General features: G+C 67.7%; 8 protein-coding genes. 7 read left to right on the top strand and 1 reads right to left on the bottom strand.

All coding sequences use genetic code 11. From position 1 onward, the window contains the following. Nucleotides 1–2 precede the first annotated feature (2 nt). Both AC5P9W_RS08970 and AC5P9W_RS08965 read left to right on the top strand, forming a co-directional pair. Entirely contained in the window at nt 3–1412 is a 1410-nt protein-coding gene (locus AC5P9W_RS08970) for a sugar porter family MFS transporter (protein WP_134734831.1), read from the top strand. Continuing rightward, nucleotides 1409–3967 (top strand): glycoside hydrolase family 3 protein, encoded by a 2559-nt coding sequence (locus AC5P9W_RS08965; protein ID WP_495219081.1) that lies wholly within the window; start codon nt 1409–1411, stop codon nt 3965–3967. The genes AC5P9W_RS08970 and AC5P9W_RS08965 overlap by 4 nt, the downstream gene beginning before the upstream one ends. An 8-nt stretch (nt 3968–3975) precedes the next feature. Here AC5P9W_RS08965 and AC5P9W_RS08960 read toward each other — a convergent pair whose 3' ends face one another. Then, nucleotides 3976–5034 (bottom strand): LacI family DNA-binding transcriptional regulator, encoded by a 1059-nt coding sequence (locus tag AC5P9W_RS08960; RefSeq protein ID WP_021202401.1) that lies wholly within the window; start codon nt 5032–5034, stop codon nt 3976–3978. Between the two features lie 92 nt (nt 5035–5126). On the opposite strand from AC5P9W_RS08960, the gene AC5P9W_RS08955 reads away from it, so the two are divergent. The 5 genes from AC5P9W_RS08955 to AC5P9W_RS08935 are packed head-to-tail and all read left to right on the top strand — an operon-like array spanning nt 5127 to nt 15268. After that, complete coding sequence (locus AC5P9W_RS08955; RefSeq protein WP_277817662.1) at nt 5127–7301, top strand: alpha-glucuronidase family glycosyl hydrolase; 2175 nt, start codon at nt 5127–5129, stop codon at nt 7299–7301. Between the two features lie 32 nt (nt 7302–7333). Then, nucleotides 7334–9286: a sialate O-acetylesterase gene (locus AC5P9W_RS08950; protein WP_456115493.1), complete on the top strand. Its 1953-nt coding sequence runs from the start codon at nt 7334–7336 to the stop codon at nt 9284–9286. Nucleotides 9287–9339: 53 nt separating this feature from the next. Further along, nucleotides 9340–11034 carry a glycoside hydrolase family 43 protein gene (locus AC5P9W_RS08945; protein ID WP_456115487.1) on the top strand — a complete coding sequence of 565 codons (1695 nt, stop codon included), beginning with the start codon at nt 9340–9342 and terminating at the stop codon, nt 11032–11034. Continuing rightward, nucleotides 11031–13724 (top strand): glycoside hydrolase family 3 protein, encoded by a 2694-nt coding sequence (locus tag AC5P9W_RS08940; RefSeq protein WP_456115488.1) that lies wholly within the window; start codon nt 11031–11033, stop codon nt 13722–13724. The genes AC5P9W_RS08945 and AC5P9W_RS08940 overlap by 4 nt, the downstream gene beginning before the upstream one ends. A gap of 59 nt (nt 13725–13783) precedes the next feature. Continuing rightward, nucleotides 13784–15268 carry an MFS transporter gene (locus tag AC5P9W_RS08935; protein ID WP_456115489.1) on the top strand — a complete coding sequence of 495 codons (1485 nt, stop codon included), beginning with the start codon at nt 13784–13786 and terminating at the stop codon, nt 15266–15268. The last annotated feature ends 11 nt before the right edge of the window (nt 15269–15279 follow it).

The raw sequence follows: 15279 nt of genomic DNA, 5'->3' as shown, positions 1-15279 counted from the left end.
GGATGAACCAGGCAGCAGGCAGCGGTGAGAACACGCGGCTGATCGTACTGATCAGCGTGGTGGCGACGATTGGCGGTTTTCTGTTCGGCTTCGACAGCGGCGTGATCAACGGTACCCAGGATGGCCTGCACCAGGCGTTCCGGTCCGGTGAGTGGATGCAGGGGTTCGAGATCGCGTCGATGCTGCTGGGCTGTGCGGTGGGCGCGTTCAGTGCAGGCCGGCTGGCCGACCGCTTGGGCCGTCGCAACGTGCTGATCCTGTCGGCAGTGATGTTCCTGCTGTCGGCACTCGGTGCCGGGGCGGCGGTGTCGTCGGGCTGGTTCATTGTCGCGCGGGTGGTGGGTGGATTCGCGGTCGGCGCGGCCAGCGTGATCTCGCCGGCCTACATTGCCGAGGTCGCTCCGGCCCGCTATCGCGGCCGCCTGGCTACCGTGCAGCAGATCGCGATCATCACCGGCCTCACCGCTGCCTTCCTGTCCAACTACCTGCTGGCGGCCGCAGCGGGCGCGTCGACCGAACCGCTGTGGGGCGGGCAGGCCGCCTGGCGCTGGATGTTCTGGATGCAGGCCGCGCCATCGCTGCTGTTCCTGCTGCTGTTGCTGACCATTCCTGAGAGCCCGCGCTACCTGGTGGTGAAGCGGCGCAAGGACGATGCACTGCGGGTGCTGACCCGGCTGCTGGGCAGCGACAAGGCCCGCGCCACGCTCGAGGAGATCGATGCCTCGTTGTCCAACGACCATCATCGCCCTCGACTGTCCGACCTGAAGAGCCGGGCGACCGGGCGGATCCGCCCGATTGTCTGGGTCGGCGTCGGGCTGGCCTGCTTCCAGCAGTTGGTCGGCATCAACGTGGTGTTCTATTACGGCGCCGTGCTGTGGCAGGCGGTCGGCTTTTCCGAAAACGACGCGCTGCTGATCAACGTGCTGTCCGGCGCGCTGAGCATCGGTGCCTGCGTTGTCACGGTACTGCTGATTGACCGGATCGGCCGCAAGCCCCTGCTGTGGTTCGGCTCGGCAGGGATGTCGCTGTCGCTTGCACTGGTGGTGGTGGCCTTTGCCAGCGGTTCGCTGGCGGACGGGCACCTGCAGCTGCCCGGTCGCATGGGCACGCTGGCGCTGGTGGCGGCCAATGCCTACGTGGTGTTCTTCAATCTGTCCTGGGGGCCGGTGATGTGGGTGATGCTGGGCGAGATGTTCCCGAACCAGATCCGCGGTTCCGCACTTGCGGTCGCTGGCGCAGCGCAATGGACCTCCAACTTCGTGGTCACGGTGACGTTCCCGATGCTGCTGGCCGCGGCAGGGCTGGCAGCCACCTACGGCATCTACCTGGTGGCTGCCGTGATCTCGGTGATTTTCGTGGTCCGGCATGTGCACGAGACCAAGGGCAAGGAACTGGAGCAGATGGAAGGATGAGCGCCATGACATCGCAGGCCTTGGTAATCCGCAGCGGCGCGTTGGTCGCCGCACTGATGCTGGGATTGCTCGGCTGCCGCGGCCAGGACCGGGCTGCCGCCGCCGCAGCTACCGACAATGATCCCTGGCCGAAGGTCGCCTGGCCGCTGGCCGCGGATCCGGCACTGGAGAAGCGCATCACCGACCTGATGGCCGGCATGACGGTGGAGGAAAAGGTCGGCCAGCTGGTGCAGGGCGACATCGCCAGCGTCACCCCCGACGACGTGCGCCGCTACCGGCTCGGCTCGATCCTGGCCGGGGGCAACTCCGATCCCGGTGGCCGCTATGACGCGTCGCCGGCCGAATGGCTGGCGCTGGCCGACGCCTTCTACGACGCCTCGATGGACACCTCGAAAGGCGGCAAGGCCATTCCGCTGCTGTTCGGCATCGATGCCGTGCACGGGCAGAGCAACATCATTGGCGCCACGTTGTTCCCGCACAACATCGGGCTGGGCGCCACGCGCAATCCGGCGCTGCTGCGGCAGATCGGTGGCATCACCGCGCTGGAGACCCGTGTCACCGGCATGGAATGGACGTTCGCGCCGACCGTTGCCGTACCCCAGGATGATCGCTGGGGACGCACCTACGAAGGCTACTCCGAATCGCCGGACGTGGTGGCCAGCTATGCCGCCGCCATGGTGGAGGGGCTGCAGGGCAGGGTGGGAACCCCGGAGTTCCTCGATGGCCGCCATGTGATCGCCTCGGTGAAGCATTTCCTCGGCGACGGTGGCACCACTGACGGCAAGGACCAGGGCGACACCCGCATCAGCGAGTCAGATCTGGTGCGCATCCACGCCGCCGGATATCCGCCGGCAATCGCCGCCGGCGCGCAGACCGCGATGGCGTCGTTCAACAGCGTCAACGGTGAAAAGATGCATGGGCACCGGCACTACCTTACCGATGTACTCAAGGGCCGCATGAACTTCGGTGGCTTCGTGGTGGGTGACTGGAATGGTCATGGACAGGTCAAGGGCTGCACCACCACAGACTGCCCGGCCACCATCATCGCGGGCCTGGACATGGCGATGGCCTCGGACAGCTGGAAGGGTTTCTACGACACGACGCTGGCTGCGGTGAAGGATGGGCGGATCACGCCGCAACGCCTGGACGATGCGGTGCGCCGGATCCTGCGGGTCAAGTTCCGCCTTGGGCTGTTCGAGGCCGGCAGGCCATCCACGCGGGCCGTCGGCGGGCAGTTCGCACTGATCGGCGCGCCGGAACATCGCGCGGTCGCCCGGCAGGCCGTGCGCGAATCGCTGGTCCTGTTGAAAAACCAGGACCACCTCCTGCCGCTGTCTCCGAAGCAGCGGATCCTCGTGGCCGGCGACGGTGCCAACGATGTCGGCAAGCAGGCGGGCGGCTGGACGCTCAACTGGCAGGGCACCGGCACCAGCCGCAGGGACTTCCCCAATGCGGACACGATCTACGAGGGCATCGCGCGCCAGGCCAGCGCGGCCGGTGGTGAAGCCGTGCTTGCCGTTGACGGTCGCTATGCAGTGAAGCCCGATGTGGCGGTGGTGGTGTTTGGCGAAGACCCCTATGCCGAGTTCCAGGGAGACCGGCCGACGCTGGCCTACAAGCCCGGCAACGAAACGGACCTGGCGCTGCTCAAGCGGCTCAAGGCCGACGGCATACCGGTTGTTGCGGTTTTCCTGAGCGGGCGGCCGCTCTGGGTGAACCGGGAAATCAATGCCGCCGATGCTTTCGTGGCTGCGTGGCTGCCGGGTTCGGAAGGCGCCGGGATTGCCGATGTGCTGCTGCGCGGAAGCGATGGCCGCGTGCAGTACGATTTCAAGGGCAAGCTCAGTTTCAGCTGGCCGCGCACTGCCACCCAGTACGCCAACAACGTGGGCCAGAAGGACTACGATCCATTGTTTGCGTTCGGCTTCGGCCTGACCTACGCCGACAACGGCGACCTGGCCGCGCTGCCGGAGGCATCGGGCGTGACCGGCAACGAGGGCGCGACGGGCGTGTTCTTCGCGCGCGGTGACGCGGGTCCTGGCATGGCGCTGCGGATCGAGGATGCTGCTGGCCAGGGCCTGACCGTGACCCGCGTGCCGGACGCATTGCCCGATGATCGGCTGAAGATCACCGGCGTGGATCATCTGGCGCAGGAGGATGGGCGACGCCTGGCCTGGTCGGGCAATGGCGAAGCCGCCGCGGCACTGCAGTCGCACACGGCGTTGGACCTGCGGCGTGAATCGAACGGCGACCTGATGCTGCTGACCACGCTGCGGGTGGACGCAGCCCCGAAGGGTGAGGCGTGGCTGTCGGTGGGCTGCAGTGCGGGCTGCTCGGCGCGCGTCGCCATCGGGCCGGCGTTGGCGGCGCTTCCACAAGGCCAGTGGAAGCGTGTTGGCGTGCCGCTGAAGTGCCTGGCCAAGGCGGGCGCCAAGCTGGACGCGATCGACCGGCCGTGGTCGGTGGTGACGGGCGATGCGATGACGATCTCCGTGTCACGCGTCGCGCTGGGTGCGCTGAACGAAGCCGACGTCACCCTCGGATGCGGAGCATGATGCCTGCGCTACCGCCGCCGGGGCGGCGCGGCGACCGAACCGCGTGCGATCAGCCGATGCGGCATCACATGATCGCGCAGCACCGTTGTGTCCGCCGCCGGACGGCGGATGGTGCGCAGCAGGATGTCGACGGCCGCGTTGGCCATCGAGGCGATGGGCTGGTGGATCGTGGTCAGTTCCGGCCACACGGTGGTGGCGGCCGAGGTGTCATCGAAACCCACGACCGACAGGTCGCGCGGCACTTCCAGCCCGCGCCGATGGGCGACGGAGATCGCGGCGGCGCCCATGTCGTCGTTGCTGGCGAAAATCGCGGTCGGTGGCCGGCGCTGGGACAACAGCTTTTCGGCGGCAGCCAGGCCGGACCGGTAGGTGTAGTCACCGTGCTGGACCAGGCCGGGGTCCACCGCCAGCCCGGCCTCGCGCAGGGCGGTGACGAAGCCGTCGTAGCGGAGCGCACTTGCGCTCAGGTCATCGCGCCCTCGGATGAAGCCGATGCGGGTGTGTCCCTGCCGGAGCAGGTGCTCGGTCATTTCCCTGCCCGCACTGAAATCGTCGATGCGGACGCAGGACAGGGCTTCGCTCAGGCGACCCGATGCGATGGCCACCACTGGAATGCCAGCCTTGACCAGTTCGCTTACGGCGGCCTGCGATTCGCAGAGCGGCGGCGGCAGGATCACCCCGTCGACGCGTCCGGCGAGCGCGCGCGCCGCCCTGCGTTCGGATTCGGCATCCAGGTTGTCCCAATAGTCGATGACCAGCTGGATGGCGGAACTGGAGGCGACGCGCAGCAGGCCCACCAGCAGTTCGCGCAGGTAGGCGCCGCTGGGGTTTGTGTAGATCAGCGCAATGCGCGTGTGCTGTGCGGCGGCCAGCGAACTGGCGGCAAGATTGGGCGTATAGCCCAGCTCACGCACGGCGCGCAGCACGCGCTCGCGGGTGACGTCGCGCACCTTGCCCTGGTTGATCACCCGCGACACGGTCATCGGCGAAACGCCGGCAAGGGCCGCAACCTCGTCGATCGTCACGCCTGCGGTTCTGCGGCGAACCGATTTCTTCGGCTTGTCCAATGCACGATCCCTTTGTTCTTGGTGGCGCTGCCGCGGGGGTGCGAAGGACGATGATGCGCTGCCCCGGGCCCGGACGTAGTCTACAAAGGCGCATGTTAACGCCCTTGTTGCGTGCTGTCGGCACGCGCCTGTGGGCCGTGGTCGTGCTGCTGGCCTGTGCTGGCGTGGCGCGGGCGGAGGATGGCTACGGGCTGTGGATGCGCTACCAGCCGGTTGCCGCAACGGTCGCTGCCGATTACCGGCGGCAATTGGCCGAAGTGGTGGCCCCGGATTGCACGCCGATGCAGCGCGCTACCCGCGACGAGCTTGCGCGCAGCCTCCCTGGATTGCTGGGAACGGCGCCGCCAATGCGAACGGCAATCAGTACTGACCATGCCCTGGTGCTGGGTACGCCGCAGTCTTCGGCGCTGGTCGCCGCGTTCGGCAACGAGGTTGCCTCGCTGGGCGACGAGGGCTTCCTGATCCGGCGGGTCCGGATCGAGGGGCGCGATGTACTGCTGGTGGCGGCACGCCGGGATGTCGGCGTGCTGTATGGCACGTTCCATCTGCTGCGCCTGTTGCAGCGTGGCATGCCGCTGCAGGGGCTGGACGTGCGGGAGTCGCCGCGGGTCGCACTGCGTGTGCTCGACCATTGGGACAACCTGGATCGTTACGTCGAGCGTGGCTATGCAGGCAGCTCCCTCTGGGACTGGCAGACGTTGCCGCAGTGGCGTGACCCGCGCTACACCGACTACGCCCGTGCCAACGCCTCGCTCGGCATCAACGGCACCGTCCTCAACAACGTCAACGCCAGTGCGCTGAGCCTGTCGCCGGCCTATCTGGCCAAAGCCGCCGCGCTGGCCGACCTGTTCCGCCCCTATGGCATCCGGGTCTACCTGAGCGCACGCTTCAGTGCGCCCATCGAGCTCGGCGGCCTGGCGACGGCTGACCCGTTGGATCCCGGCGTGCGGCGCTGGTGGCGCGACAAGGTCGATGAGATCCATGCGCGCATTCCGGATTTCGGCGGCTTCCTGGTCAAGGCGAACTCCGAAGGGCAACCCGGCCCGCAGGATTACGGTCGTTCCCATGCCGAGGGCGCCAACCTGCTGGCCGACGCGCTGGCGCCCTACAACGGTGTGGTGATGTGGCGGGCCTTCGTGTACTCGCACGAGGTTCCCGAAGATCGCGCCAAGCAGGCATACAGCGAGTTTGTCGGGCTGGACGGCGCCTTCCGCCCCAACGTGATCGTGCAGGTGAAGAACGGCGCCATCGACTTCCAGCCGCGCGAGCCGTTCCACCCCTTGTTCGGCGCGATGCCGCGCACGCCGCTGATGATGGAACTGCAGATCACCAAGGAATACCTGGGTTTTGCGACGCACCTGGTCTACCTGGGAACGCTCTACGAGGAAGTGCTGCAGGCCGACACCCATGCACGCGGCGAAGGCTCCACGGTCTCCCGCGTCGTCGATGGCTCGCTGGAGGGTCATGCGCTGACCGGTATCGCCGGCGTCGCCAACATCGGCGTGGACCGCACCTGGAGTGGCTCGCACTTCGATCAGGCCAACTGGTACGCCTTCGGCCGACTGGCCTGGAACCCGCAGGAATCCGCGCGCGCGATTGCCGAAGACTGGGCAGCGTTGACGTTCTCGCCCGACCCGCAGGTGACCGGCCCGATCGTGCGGATGATGATGGACTCGCGCGAGGCGGCAGTGGACTACATGACGCCGCTGGGCCTGCACCACCTGATGGCACGCGGCCATCACTACGGCCCCGGCCCTTGGGTGGACGGAGGCCCGCGTGCGGACTGGACGTCGGTGTACTACCACCGCGCAGACAGCCAGGGCATCGGTTTTGACCGCAGCGCCGGCGGAAGCAACGCCGTGGGCCAGTACGCCCCGCAGGTCGCCGAGGTCTATGGCGACCCCGAGCGGGTGCCCGAGTCGCTGCTGCTGTGGTTCCATCATGTGCCGTGGGATCACCGCATGCGCTCGGGCAGGACGCTCTGGGATGAGCTGGTCGGGCGCTATTCGCGGGGTGTGCGCCAGGTGCGGTCGATGCAGGACACCTGGGCCGGCCTGAGCGACCGGATCGATCCGCAGCGGCATCGGCACGTTGCTGCGTTCCTGCAGATCCAGCACGACGAAGCGCAATGGTGGCGTGACGCCAGCGTGGCGTACTTCCAGTCGCTCAGCGGACGGCCATTGCCCGCCGGCGAACGGCCACCGCCGCAGCCATTGTCGTACTACCAGGCATTGCAGTTTCCGTTCGCACCGGGGGATGGCCGATGAGCAGGTTCGGAGCGGTCGGGTGTGTGCTGTTGATGATGGCTGCGGCAGTAGTGGCGATGCCGGCCGCGGCGCGGGAGACGACGGGACTGCTGCATCCGCTGTTCAGGGATCACGCCGTCCTGCAGCGTGACCGGCCCATTGCCGTCTGGGGACACGCAAGCCCTGGGCAGCCGGTTTCCGTGACGTTTGCGGGGCAGGCGGTGAGCAGCCGGGCGGACGCCGCAGGCCGCTGGCAGGCGATGCTGTACCCGGTCGCCGCTGGCGGTCCCTACACGCTGGAGGTAAACGACGGAACGCGCCGGCAAACGGCGCGCGACGTGCTGGTCGGCGACGTGTGGCTGTGCTCGGGCCAGTCGAACATGGAACTGCCGGTGTGGCGCTCGCTCAACGCAGCCAGCGAGATTGCCGCAGCCACGATGCCACGGATCCGGCTGTTCACCGTGCCGCAGGAGGGGGCCGCGCAGGCACAGGAGAGCTTCAAGGGCGACCCTGCATGGACAACGGCAACCCCCGACAGGGTGCGCGACTTCTCCGCAGCCTGTTTCTATTTCGCGCGCGAGCTGCAGCGCACGGCTGCCGTGCCGATGGGCTTGATCCAGGCGGCGTGGGGTGGGTCCCGGATCGAGGCCTGGACCAGCGCGGGCGCGCTGCGCGGGCAGGGCGGCATGGACGAGCCCCTGGACATCCTTGCTCAGTCTGCCCACGACCCGCAGGAGGCACATGCACGCTGGGGTCGCTACTGGCAGCACTGGTGGGCCTCACGCGAGGGCGCACTGTCAGGTGACGCACCATGGCGCGCGGATGCCGATGACCGCGGATGGTCCCGCGCACCGGCCACACTGGGCGCATGGGAGCGGTGGAACGAGCCCGCACTTGCCGACTACAACGGCATGGTCTGGTATCGCACGCAGGTGATGCTGAGCGCTGAACAGGCCGCACGCGGCGCGACCCTGGAGCTGGCATCGGCCGACGAGGTGGACGTGACCTGGGTGAACGGGGTCGCCGTCGGCAGCCAGTACGGCGCCGGCGAGAGGCGCTACCCGTTGCCACATGGCCTGCTGAAGGCAGGATCCAACAGCATTGCGGTCAACGTGCTGGACACCTACGGCGAAGGCGGCCTGGCCGGTCCTTCAACGGCACACGGCCTGCAGTTCGATACCGGCGAGCGGGTGCCACTGCAGGGACCGTGGATGTATCGGGTTGCGCCGGGCCAACAGGCGCCGCCATTTGCCCCTTGGCAGGCGGCCACCGGGCTGTCGACGCTGTACAACGGAATGATCGCACCGCTCGGCGGTTTCGGGCTGCGCGGCATGCTGTGGTACCAGGGTGAATCGAACACCGGTGATGGCGCGGCATACGCGGCGCGGTTGCGTGCGCTGCGCGACGATTGGCGGCGTCAGTTCGGTGCACGCACGCCACTGCTGCTCGTGCAGCTGGCCAACCATGGCCAGCCGCCGGTTGCGCCTGCCGACAGCGGTTGGGCGCAGGTGCGCGAGGCGCAGCGACGCGTCGCCGCCGAGGATGAGCGGAGCGGACTCGCCATTGCCATCGACATCGGCGATGCCTACGACATCCACCCGCCGAACAAGCAGGAGCTCGGGCGCCGCCTGGCGCGCGTGGCCCGCCACGTGGTGTACGGCGAGCAGGATCTGGCACCGTCAGGTCCGCGGGCGGTCACGGCCGTGCGGACGCCCGCGGGCGTGTCAATCGCGTTCGAGGATGTCGAAGGCGCGCTCACCGCAACCGGTGCGCTGCGACCGATTGGCTTTGAACTGTGCGAGACCAGGGGTGATACCGGCCACTGCGACTACGGCGACGCCGAACTGGATGGGCGCCGGATCCTGCTGCGCGGCCCACGATCGACGCACGCAACGCACGTCCGCTACTGCTGGGCCGATGGCCCGGTGTGCACGCTGCGCGATCGCAGCGGGGCACCGGCCGGCCCGTTCGAACTTCCCATTGCCGAAGCCGAGGCCCGACGATGATGACGCTGTCCACGAAGTTCCATCTGGCCCCCGACAGGGCCGGCCTGAGGTCGATGGCGCGCCGCCTGCTGGGGGCGTTGTTCCTGCTGTCGGCCGCAGCCGCCCGGTCCAGCGCGCCGCCGGACGCGCCGCCGGTGTACTTCGACTGGTTCGAGTACCGCGGCGATGACCAGGCGTTTGAAGTGCCGCTGCCGGCCGGCCACTACCGCAATCCCGTCCTGGCCGGCTTCCATGCCGATCCCAGCATCGTGCGCGCGAACGGCCGGTTCTATCTGGTCAATTCCAGCTTCACCTACTTCCCGGGCATTCCGGTGTTCGAAAGTGGCGACCTGGTGCACTGGAAGCAGATCGGCAATGTGATTGACCGCCCCACGCAGCTGGATTTCGACGGACTGAGCGTCTCGCGCGGCATCTTCGCGCCCACCATCGAATACCATGACGGCACCTTCTACGTCGTCACCACCGCGACCGACAGCGGTGGCAACTTCATCGCCACCGCGCGCGACCCGGCCGGGCCGTGGTCCGATCCGCACTGGCTGCCCGGCATCGATGGCATCGATCCATCACTGTTTTTTGATGACGACGGCAAGGTGTACCTGATCAACAACGATGCACCGCCCGGTCCGCCGCGCTATGACGGGCACCGCGCCATCTGGATGCAGCAGATCGATCTGGCGGCGTTCAAGCCGGTCGGGCCCCGCCGGGTACTGGTTGATGGAGGCGTGGAGCCGGCGAAGAATCCGATCTGGATCGAGGGACCGCACATCTACAAGCGGGAGGGATGGTATTACCTGTCTGACGCTGAAGGAGGCACCGGGCCGCAGCACTCGCAGGTGGTGCTGCGCAGCCGCGCGGTGTGGGGGCCCTACGTTCCCTATGCGGGCAATCCGATCCTGACCCAGCGCGAACTCCCGGACGACCGTCCGCTTCCGATCACCAATGCCGGCCACGCCGACCTGGTCGAAGGCCCGGATGGCTCGTGGTGGGCGGTGTTCCTGGCCAGCCGCAACTATCAGAAGCGCCACTACAACACCGGGCGCGAGACCTACCTGTTGCCGGTGCGCTGGCAGGATGGCTGGCCGCAGATCCTGCCGACCGACCAGGCCATTCCCTACGTGGCCAAGGCGCCGTCATGGATGCAGGGCGAGGCATCCCAGGCCCCGTCGACCGGCAATTTCGTAGCGCGCGACAATTTTGATGGCCCAGCGCTCGATCGCCAGTGGCTGCGCGTGCGCGTGCCCAGGCATGCCTGGGCAGACCTGCACAAGCGCCCCGGCATGCTGGCCGTGCACCCGCTCGCCGAGGATCTGGACACGCTGCGCAATCCGGCGTTTCTCGGCCGGCGCCAGCAGCATCTGCGCTTCGAGGCGAGCACCGCGATGACCCCGCCAGCTTCCGGAGTTGCCGCCGGTCTGGCGGCGTTCCAGAGCGAGGCGTACTGGTACTTCCTTGGCGTTCGGGACCTTGGCGGGGGGCGCCTCTCGCTCTTCCTCGAAGCGCGCGACGGTGGCCGCAGCACGCGGACGCTGGCCAGCCGTGAAGTACCGGTGCCTGCAGCACTGCGCCTGAAGATTGCCGGCAACGAGGGCAACTATGCGTTCTCGTTCGACACTGGCGATGGGCAGGGCTGGCAACTGCTCGCAGGCGAGGTGGACGGCACCGTCCTGAGTACGGACCGGGCAGGCGGCTTCGTGGGCGCACTGCTGGGTCCTTTCGCGCGCGACGAGCGCAACGGGAGAAGCAAATGAGGCTGTCGATTTCGTCCAAGGCCCGCCGCCATACCTGGCGCGGTGGGATCGCCCTGTTCGTACTGACCTGTGTGGCGGCCGCCGCGTCCGCGGCTGCGCCGCGGCCCTGGCTGGACGTTTCGGCCAGCTTCGAGCAACGGGCCGCGGCACTCGTCGCGCAGATGACGCTGGAAGAGAAGGCCGCGCAGATGCAGAACGCCGCGCCGGCGATCGAACGGCTGGGGGTACCCGCCTACGACTGGTGGAACGAGGGACTGCACGGCGTCGCACGGGCAGGGCAGGCCACGGTGTTTCCGCAGGCAATCGGCCTGGCCGCGACCTTCGATGTACCGTTGATGGGGCAGGTGGCCACGACCATCAGCGACGAGGCCCGCGCAAAGCACCACCAGTTCCTCCGCGAAGGCGCGCATGGCCGTTACCAGGGCCTGACCTTCTGGTCGCCGAACGTCAACATCTTCCGCGACCCGCGCTGGGGGCGCGGACAGGAGACCTACGGCGAGGATCCCTACCTCACCGCGCGCATGGGCGTGGCCTTCGTACGCGGCCTGCAGGGCGACGACCCCGTCTACCGCAAGCTGGACGCCACCGCCAAGCATCTGGCCGTGCACAGCGGACCGGAGGCCGACCGCCATCACTTCGATGCACGGCCCAGCCGGCGCGACCTGTATGACACCTACCTGCCGGCGTTCGAGGCGCTGGTGAAGGAGGGCGAAGTGGATGCGGTCATGGGCGCCTACAACCGCGTGTACGGCGAGTCCGCCAGTGCCAGCCGTTTCCTGCTGCACGATGTGCTTCGACGCGACTGGGGTTTCAAGGGCTACGTGGTCTCGGACTGCTGGGCCATCGTCGATATCTGGAAGCACCACCGTATCGTCACCACGCGCGAAGCCGCTGCGGCGCTGGCGGTGAGGAACGGCACCGAGCTGGAATGCGGCCAGGAGTACGCAACGTTGCCTGCCGCAGTGCGCCAAGGGCTGATCAGCGAGGCGGAGATCGACGATGCGGTGACCCGCCTGTTCACCGCACGGATGCGCCTGGGCATGTTCGATCCGCCGGAGCGGGTGCGCTGGGCGCGCATTCCGGCCTCGGTGAACCAGGCGCCGGCCCATGATGCGCTGGCCCTCAAGGCCGCGCAGGCATCGCTGGTGCTGCTGAAGAACGACGGCATCCTTCCACTGTCGCGCGACATCAAGCGCATTGCCGTGGTCGGACCCACTGCCGACGACACCATGGCACTGCTCGGCAACTACTTCGGCACACCGGCGGCGCCGGTGACGATCCTGCAGGGCGTACGCGAGGCGGCCAAGGGCGTTGAAGTGCGTTATGCCCGCGGCGTCGACCTGGTGGAGGGCCGCGACGATCCCGGCGCCACACCGCTGATCGAGCCGACCTACCTGCGGCCCTCGGCGGAGTCGCCCGAGCGCGGCCTGCGCGGTGAGTACTTCCGCACGCCCGACCTGTCCGGCACTCCGGCCCTGGTGCGTACCGACGCGCAGATCGGCTTCCGCTGGGACCGCGGCTCGCCGACCGACAACCTGCTGGCACGCGGCGAAGCGGCACCGGGGCAGGGGATTCCCAACGACCGCTTCAGCATCCGCTGGAGCGGCCAGCTGCTGCCCCCCGTGTCCGGTCGCTACCGGCTGGAGGTGGCCGGCGATGATGGCTACCGCCTGTATCTGGACGGCAAGCGCGTGATCGATCACTGGGTGAACACGGATCGCCTGCATGCCGAGGGTGTCGAACTCGACCTGCAGGCCGGGCGTGCTTATGAGCTGAAGCTGGAGTACTACGACGACCAGCGCGATGCCGGCGTGCGCCTGGGCTGGCGCATGCCCGGCGCCAAGGCACCGTTCGATGAAGCGCTCGATGCCGCACGCGATGCCGATGTGGTGGTGTTCGTTGGTGGACTCACCGGCGATGTCGAAGGCGAAGAGATGACGGTCAACTACCCGGGCTTTGCCGGTGGCGACCGTACCGACCTGCGGCTGCCCGCGCCGCAGCGCACCCTGCTGGAGGCCCTGCACGGCACCGGCAAGCCGGTGGTGATGGTGCTTACCGGTGGCTCGGCCATCGCCGTGGACTGGGCGCAGGCGCATCTGCCAGCGATCCTGATGAGCTGGTACCCCGGGCAACGCGGCGGCACCGCAGTCGGTCAGGCGCTGTTTGGCGACGTCAATCCCGCCGGCCGTTTGCCGGTCATGTTCTACAAGGCCGGCGAAGCGATGCCGGCATTCGACGACTACGCCATGGAGGGCCGCACCTATCGCTACTTCCGCGGCACGCCCCTGTATCCGTTCGGTCACGGTCTGTCGTATACCCGATTCGACTATGGAACGCTTCGCCTCGATGCAGACAGCCTCCGCGCCGACGGCCGCCTGGGCGTGGCGCTGGATGTGACCAACGCGGGCACCCGCAGCGGTGACGAAGTGGTGCAGCTGTACGTGCGGCGCGAGCACGCTGGCAGCGGCGACGCCGTGCAGGAACTGCGTGGCTTCCAGCGCGTCCAGCTGGCCCCGGGCGAACGCCGCACGGTGACGTTCACCCTGGAGGCGGCGCAGGCCCTGCGCCACTATGACGAAGCGCGCGCGGCGTACGCGGTGCAGCCCGGTGCCTATGAGGTCAGGGTGGGGGCGTCCAGTGCCGATATACGTGCGCAGGGCAGGTTCACCGTGGTGCCCGCGCTTGACTGATCATCCCCGCCGGCATCGATTCCGCTTCGACCAGATTCCTTTTCAAGGACGTCCGCTGCATGGCAAGCACTGAACACGCGCTATCGGTACGCGAGAAGCTCGGCTACAGCCTGGGCGATCTCGCCGCCAACCTGATCTTCCAGACCCTGATCACCTACCTGGCGTTCTTCTACACCGACGTCTACCGCCTGCCGGCTGCCACCGCGGCCACGATCATCTTCGTGGTGGGCCTGCTGGGTGCGTTCGTGTTCACGCCGTTGATCGGCATCGCGGCGGACCGCACATCCACACGCTGGGGCCGCTTCCGCCCATGGATCCTGTGGACAGCCATTCCGTTCGGCGTGCTGTCGCTGCTGGCGTTCAGCACCCCGGACCTGGGCGAGCGCGGAAAAGTGATCTATGCACTGGCCACCTACGCGCTGCTGGTCTGCGTCTACGCCGCGAACAACCTGCCGTACTCGGCGCTGAGCGGCGTGCTGACCGGCAGCATGGCCCAGCGCAACAGCCTCTCGGCCTACCGCTTCGTGGCTGTGATGGTCGCGCAGTTCATCATCCAGGTGCTGCTGATGCCGCTGGTGCTGATCCTGGGCGATGGCGACCAGGTGCGCGGCTTCGAGCAGGTCATGACCGCATTCGCCATCATCGGGACGGTGTTCTTCCTGATCACGTTCGCCACCACTCGCGAACGCATCGTGCCGACGCGCGAGCAGACCGGGGGCGTACTGCAGGACCTGTCGGACCTGCTGCACAACCGCCCGTGGCAGGTGATGCTGGCCCTGACCGTGCTGGTATTCATCAACCTGGCCCTGAAGGGCGGCACCTACATCTATTACTTCCAGTACTACATGAGTGAAGCCGCGCTGGCCGGCTTCCTGGACGGCTCAGGCTTCAACGGCCTGATCAGCGCCTTGAATGCTGCCCTGGCCAGCGCCGGCTTCGCGGCGTTCACCTGGCCGAAGGACGCGGCCACCTCGGCGTTCAGCCTGTTCAACGCGTGCGGCATCCTCTGCATGATCCTGGGCATCGGCGCATCACGACGGCTGGCGGATCGCTTCGGCAAGCGCGACGTCTTCGGTGGCGCCCTGTTTGTCTCGACCCTGTTCCTGCTTGCCTTCTACCTGTTTCCACCCACGGGCGTGGCGGTGGCCTTCGCTGCCTTCATGCTGCATGGCTTCTGCTATGGCATCACCATCCCGTTGCTGTGGGCGATGATCGCCGACGTCGCGGACTACTCGGAGTGGAAGAACCATCGGCGGGCGACCGCGATCATCTTCTCGGCGATGTTGTGCGGGCTGAAGATCGGCCTCAGCGTCGGAGGCGCGCTGGTCGCGGCCATCCTTGCGCACTACGGCTACCAGGCAGGACTGGCGCAGCAGCCTGAGGGCGTGGTGCAGGGCATCCGCTTGACCGTAAGCGTCTACTGCTCCCTTCCTTTCCTGCTCGCCGTGGCGCTGCTGTTCTTCTACAGGATCGACAAGCGCACCGAGACCCGCATCGAGCAGGACCTCCACCTGCGTCGCCGTTCCGCCGACGCTTCCGCGTAAGGCCAAGATGA

The sequence above is a fragment of the Stenotrophomonas sp. YJH_SMC_33 genome (genome assembly GCF_059372295.1).
This window is presented reverse-complemented; position numbering and strand designations above follow the sequence as displayed.

What these genes read in the sequence shown, in the direction of transcription:
- AC5P9W_RS08970 (WP_134734831.1), top strand. Translation starts at nt 3, where the DNA reads ATGAACCAGGCAGCAGGCAGCGGTGAGAACACGCGGCTGATCGTACTG.
- AC5P9W_RS08965 (WP_495219081.1), top strand. Translation starts at nt 1,409, where the DNA reads ATGAGCGCCATGACATCGCAGGCCTTGGTAATCCGCAGCGGCGCGTTG.
- AC5P9W_RS08955 (WP_277817662.1), top strand. Translation starts at nt 5,127, where the DNA reads ATGTTAACGCCCTTGTTGCGTGCTGTCGGCACGCGCCTGTGGGCCGTG.
- AC5P9W_RS08950 (WP_456115493.1), top strand. Translation starts at nt 7,334, where the DNA reads ATGATGGCTGCGGCAGTAGTGGCGATGCCGGCCGCGGCGCGGGAGACG.
- AC5P9W_RS08945 (WP_456115487.1), top strand. Translation starts at nt 9,340, where the DNA reads ATGGCGCGCCGCCTGCTGGGGGCGTTGTTCCTGCTGTCGGCCGCAGCC.
- AC5P9W_RS08940 (WP_456115488.1), top strand. Translation starts at nt 11,031, where the DNA reads ATGAGGCTGTCGATTTCGTCCAAGGCCCGCCGCCATACCTGGCGCGGT.
- AC5P9W_RS08935 (WP_456115489.1), top strand. Translation starts at nt 13,784, where the DNA reads ATGGCAAGCACTGAACACGCGCTATCGGTACGCGAGAAGCTCGGCTAC.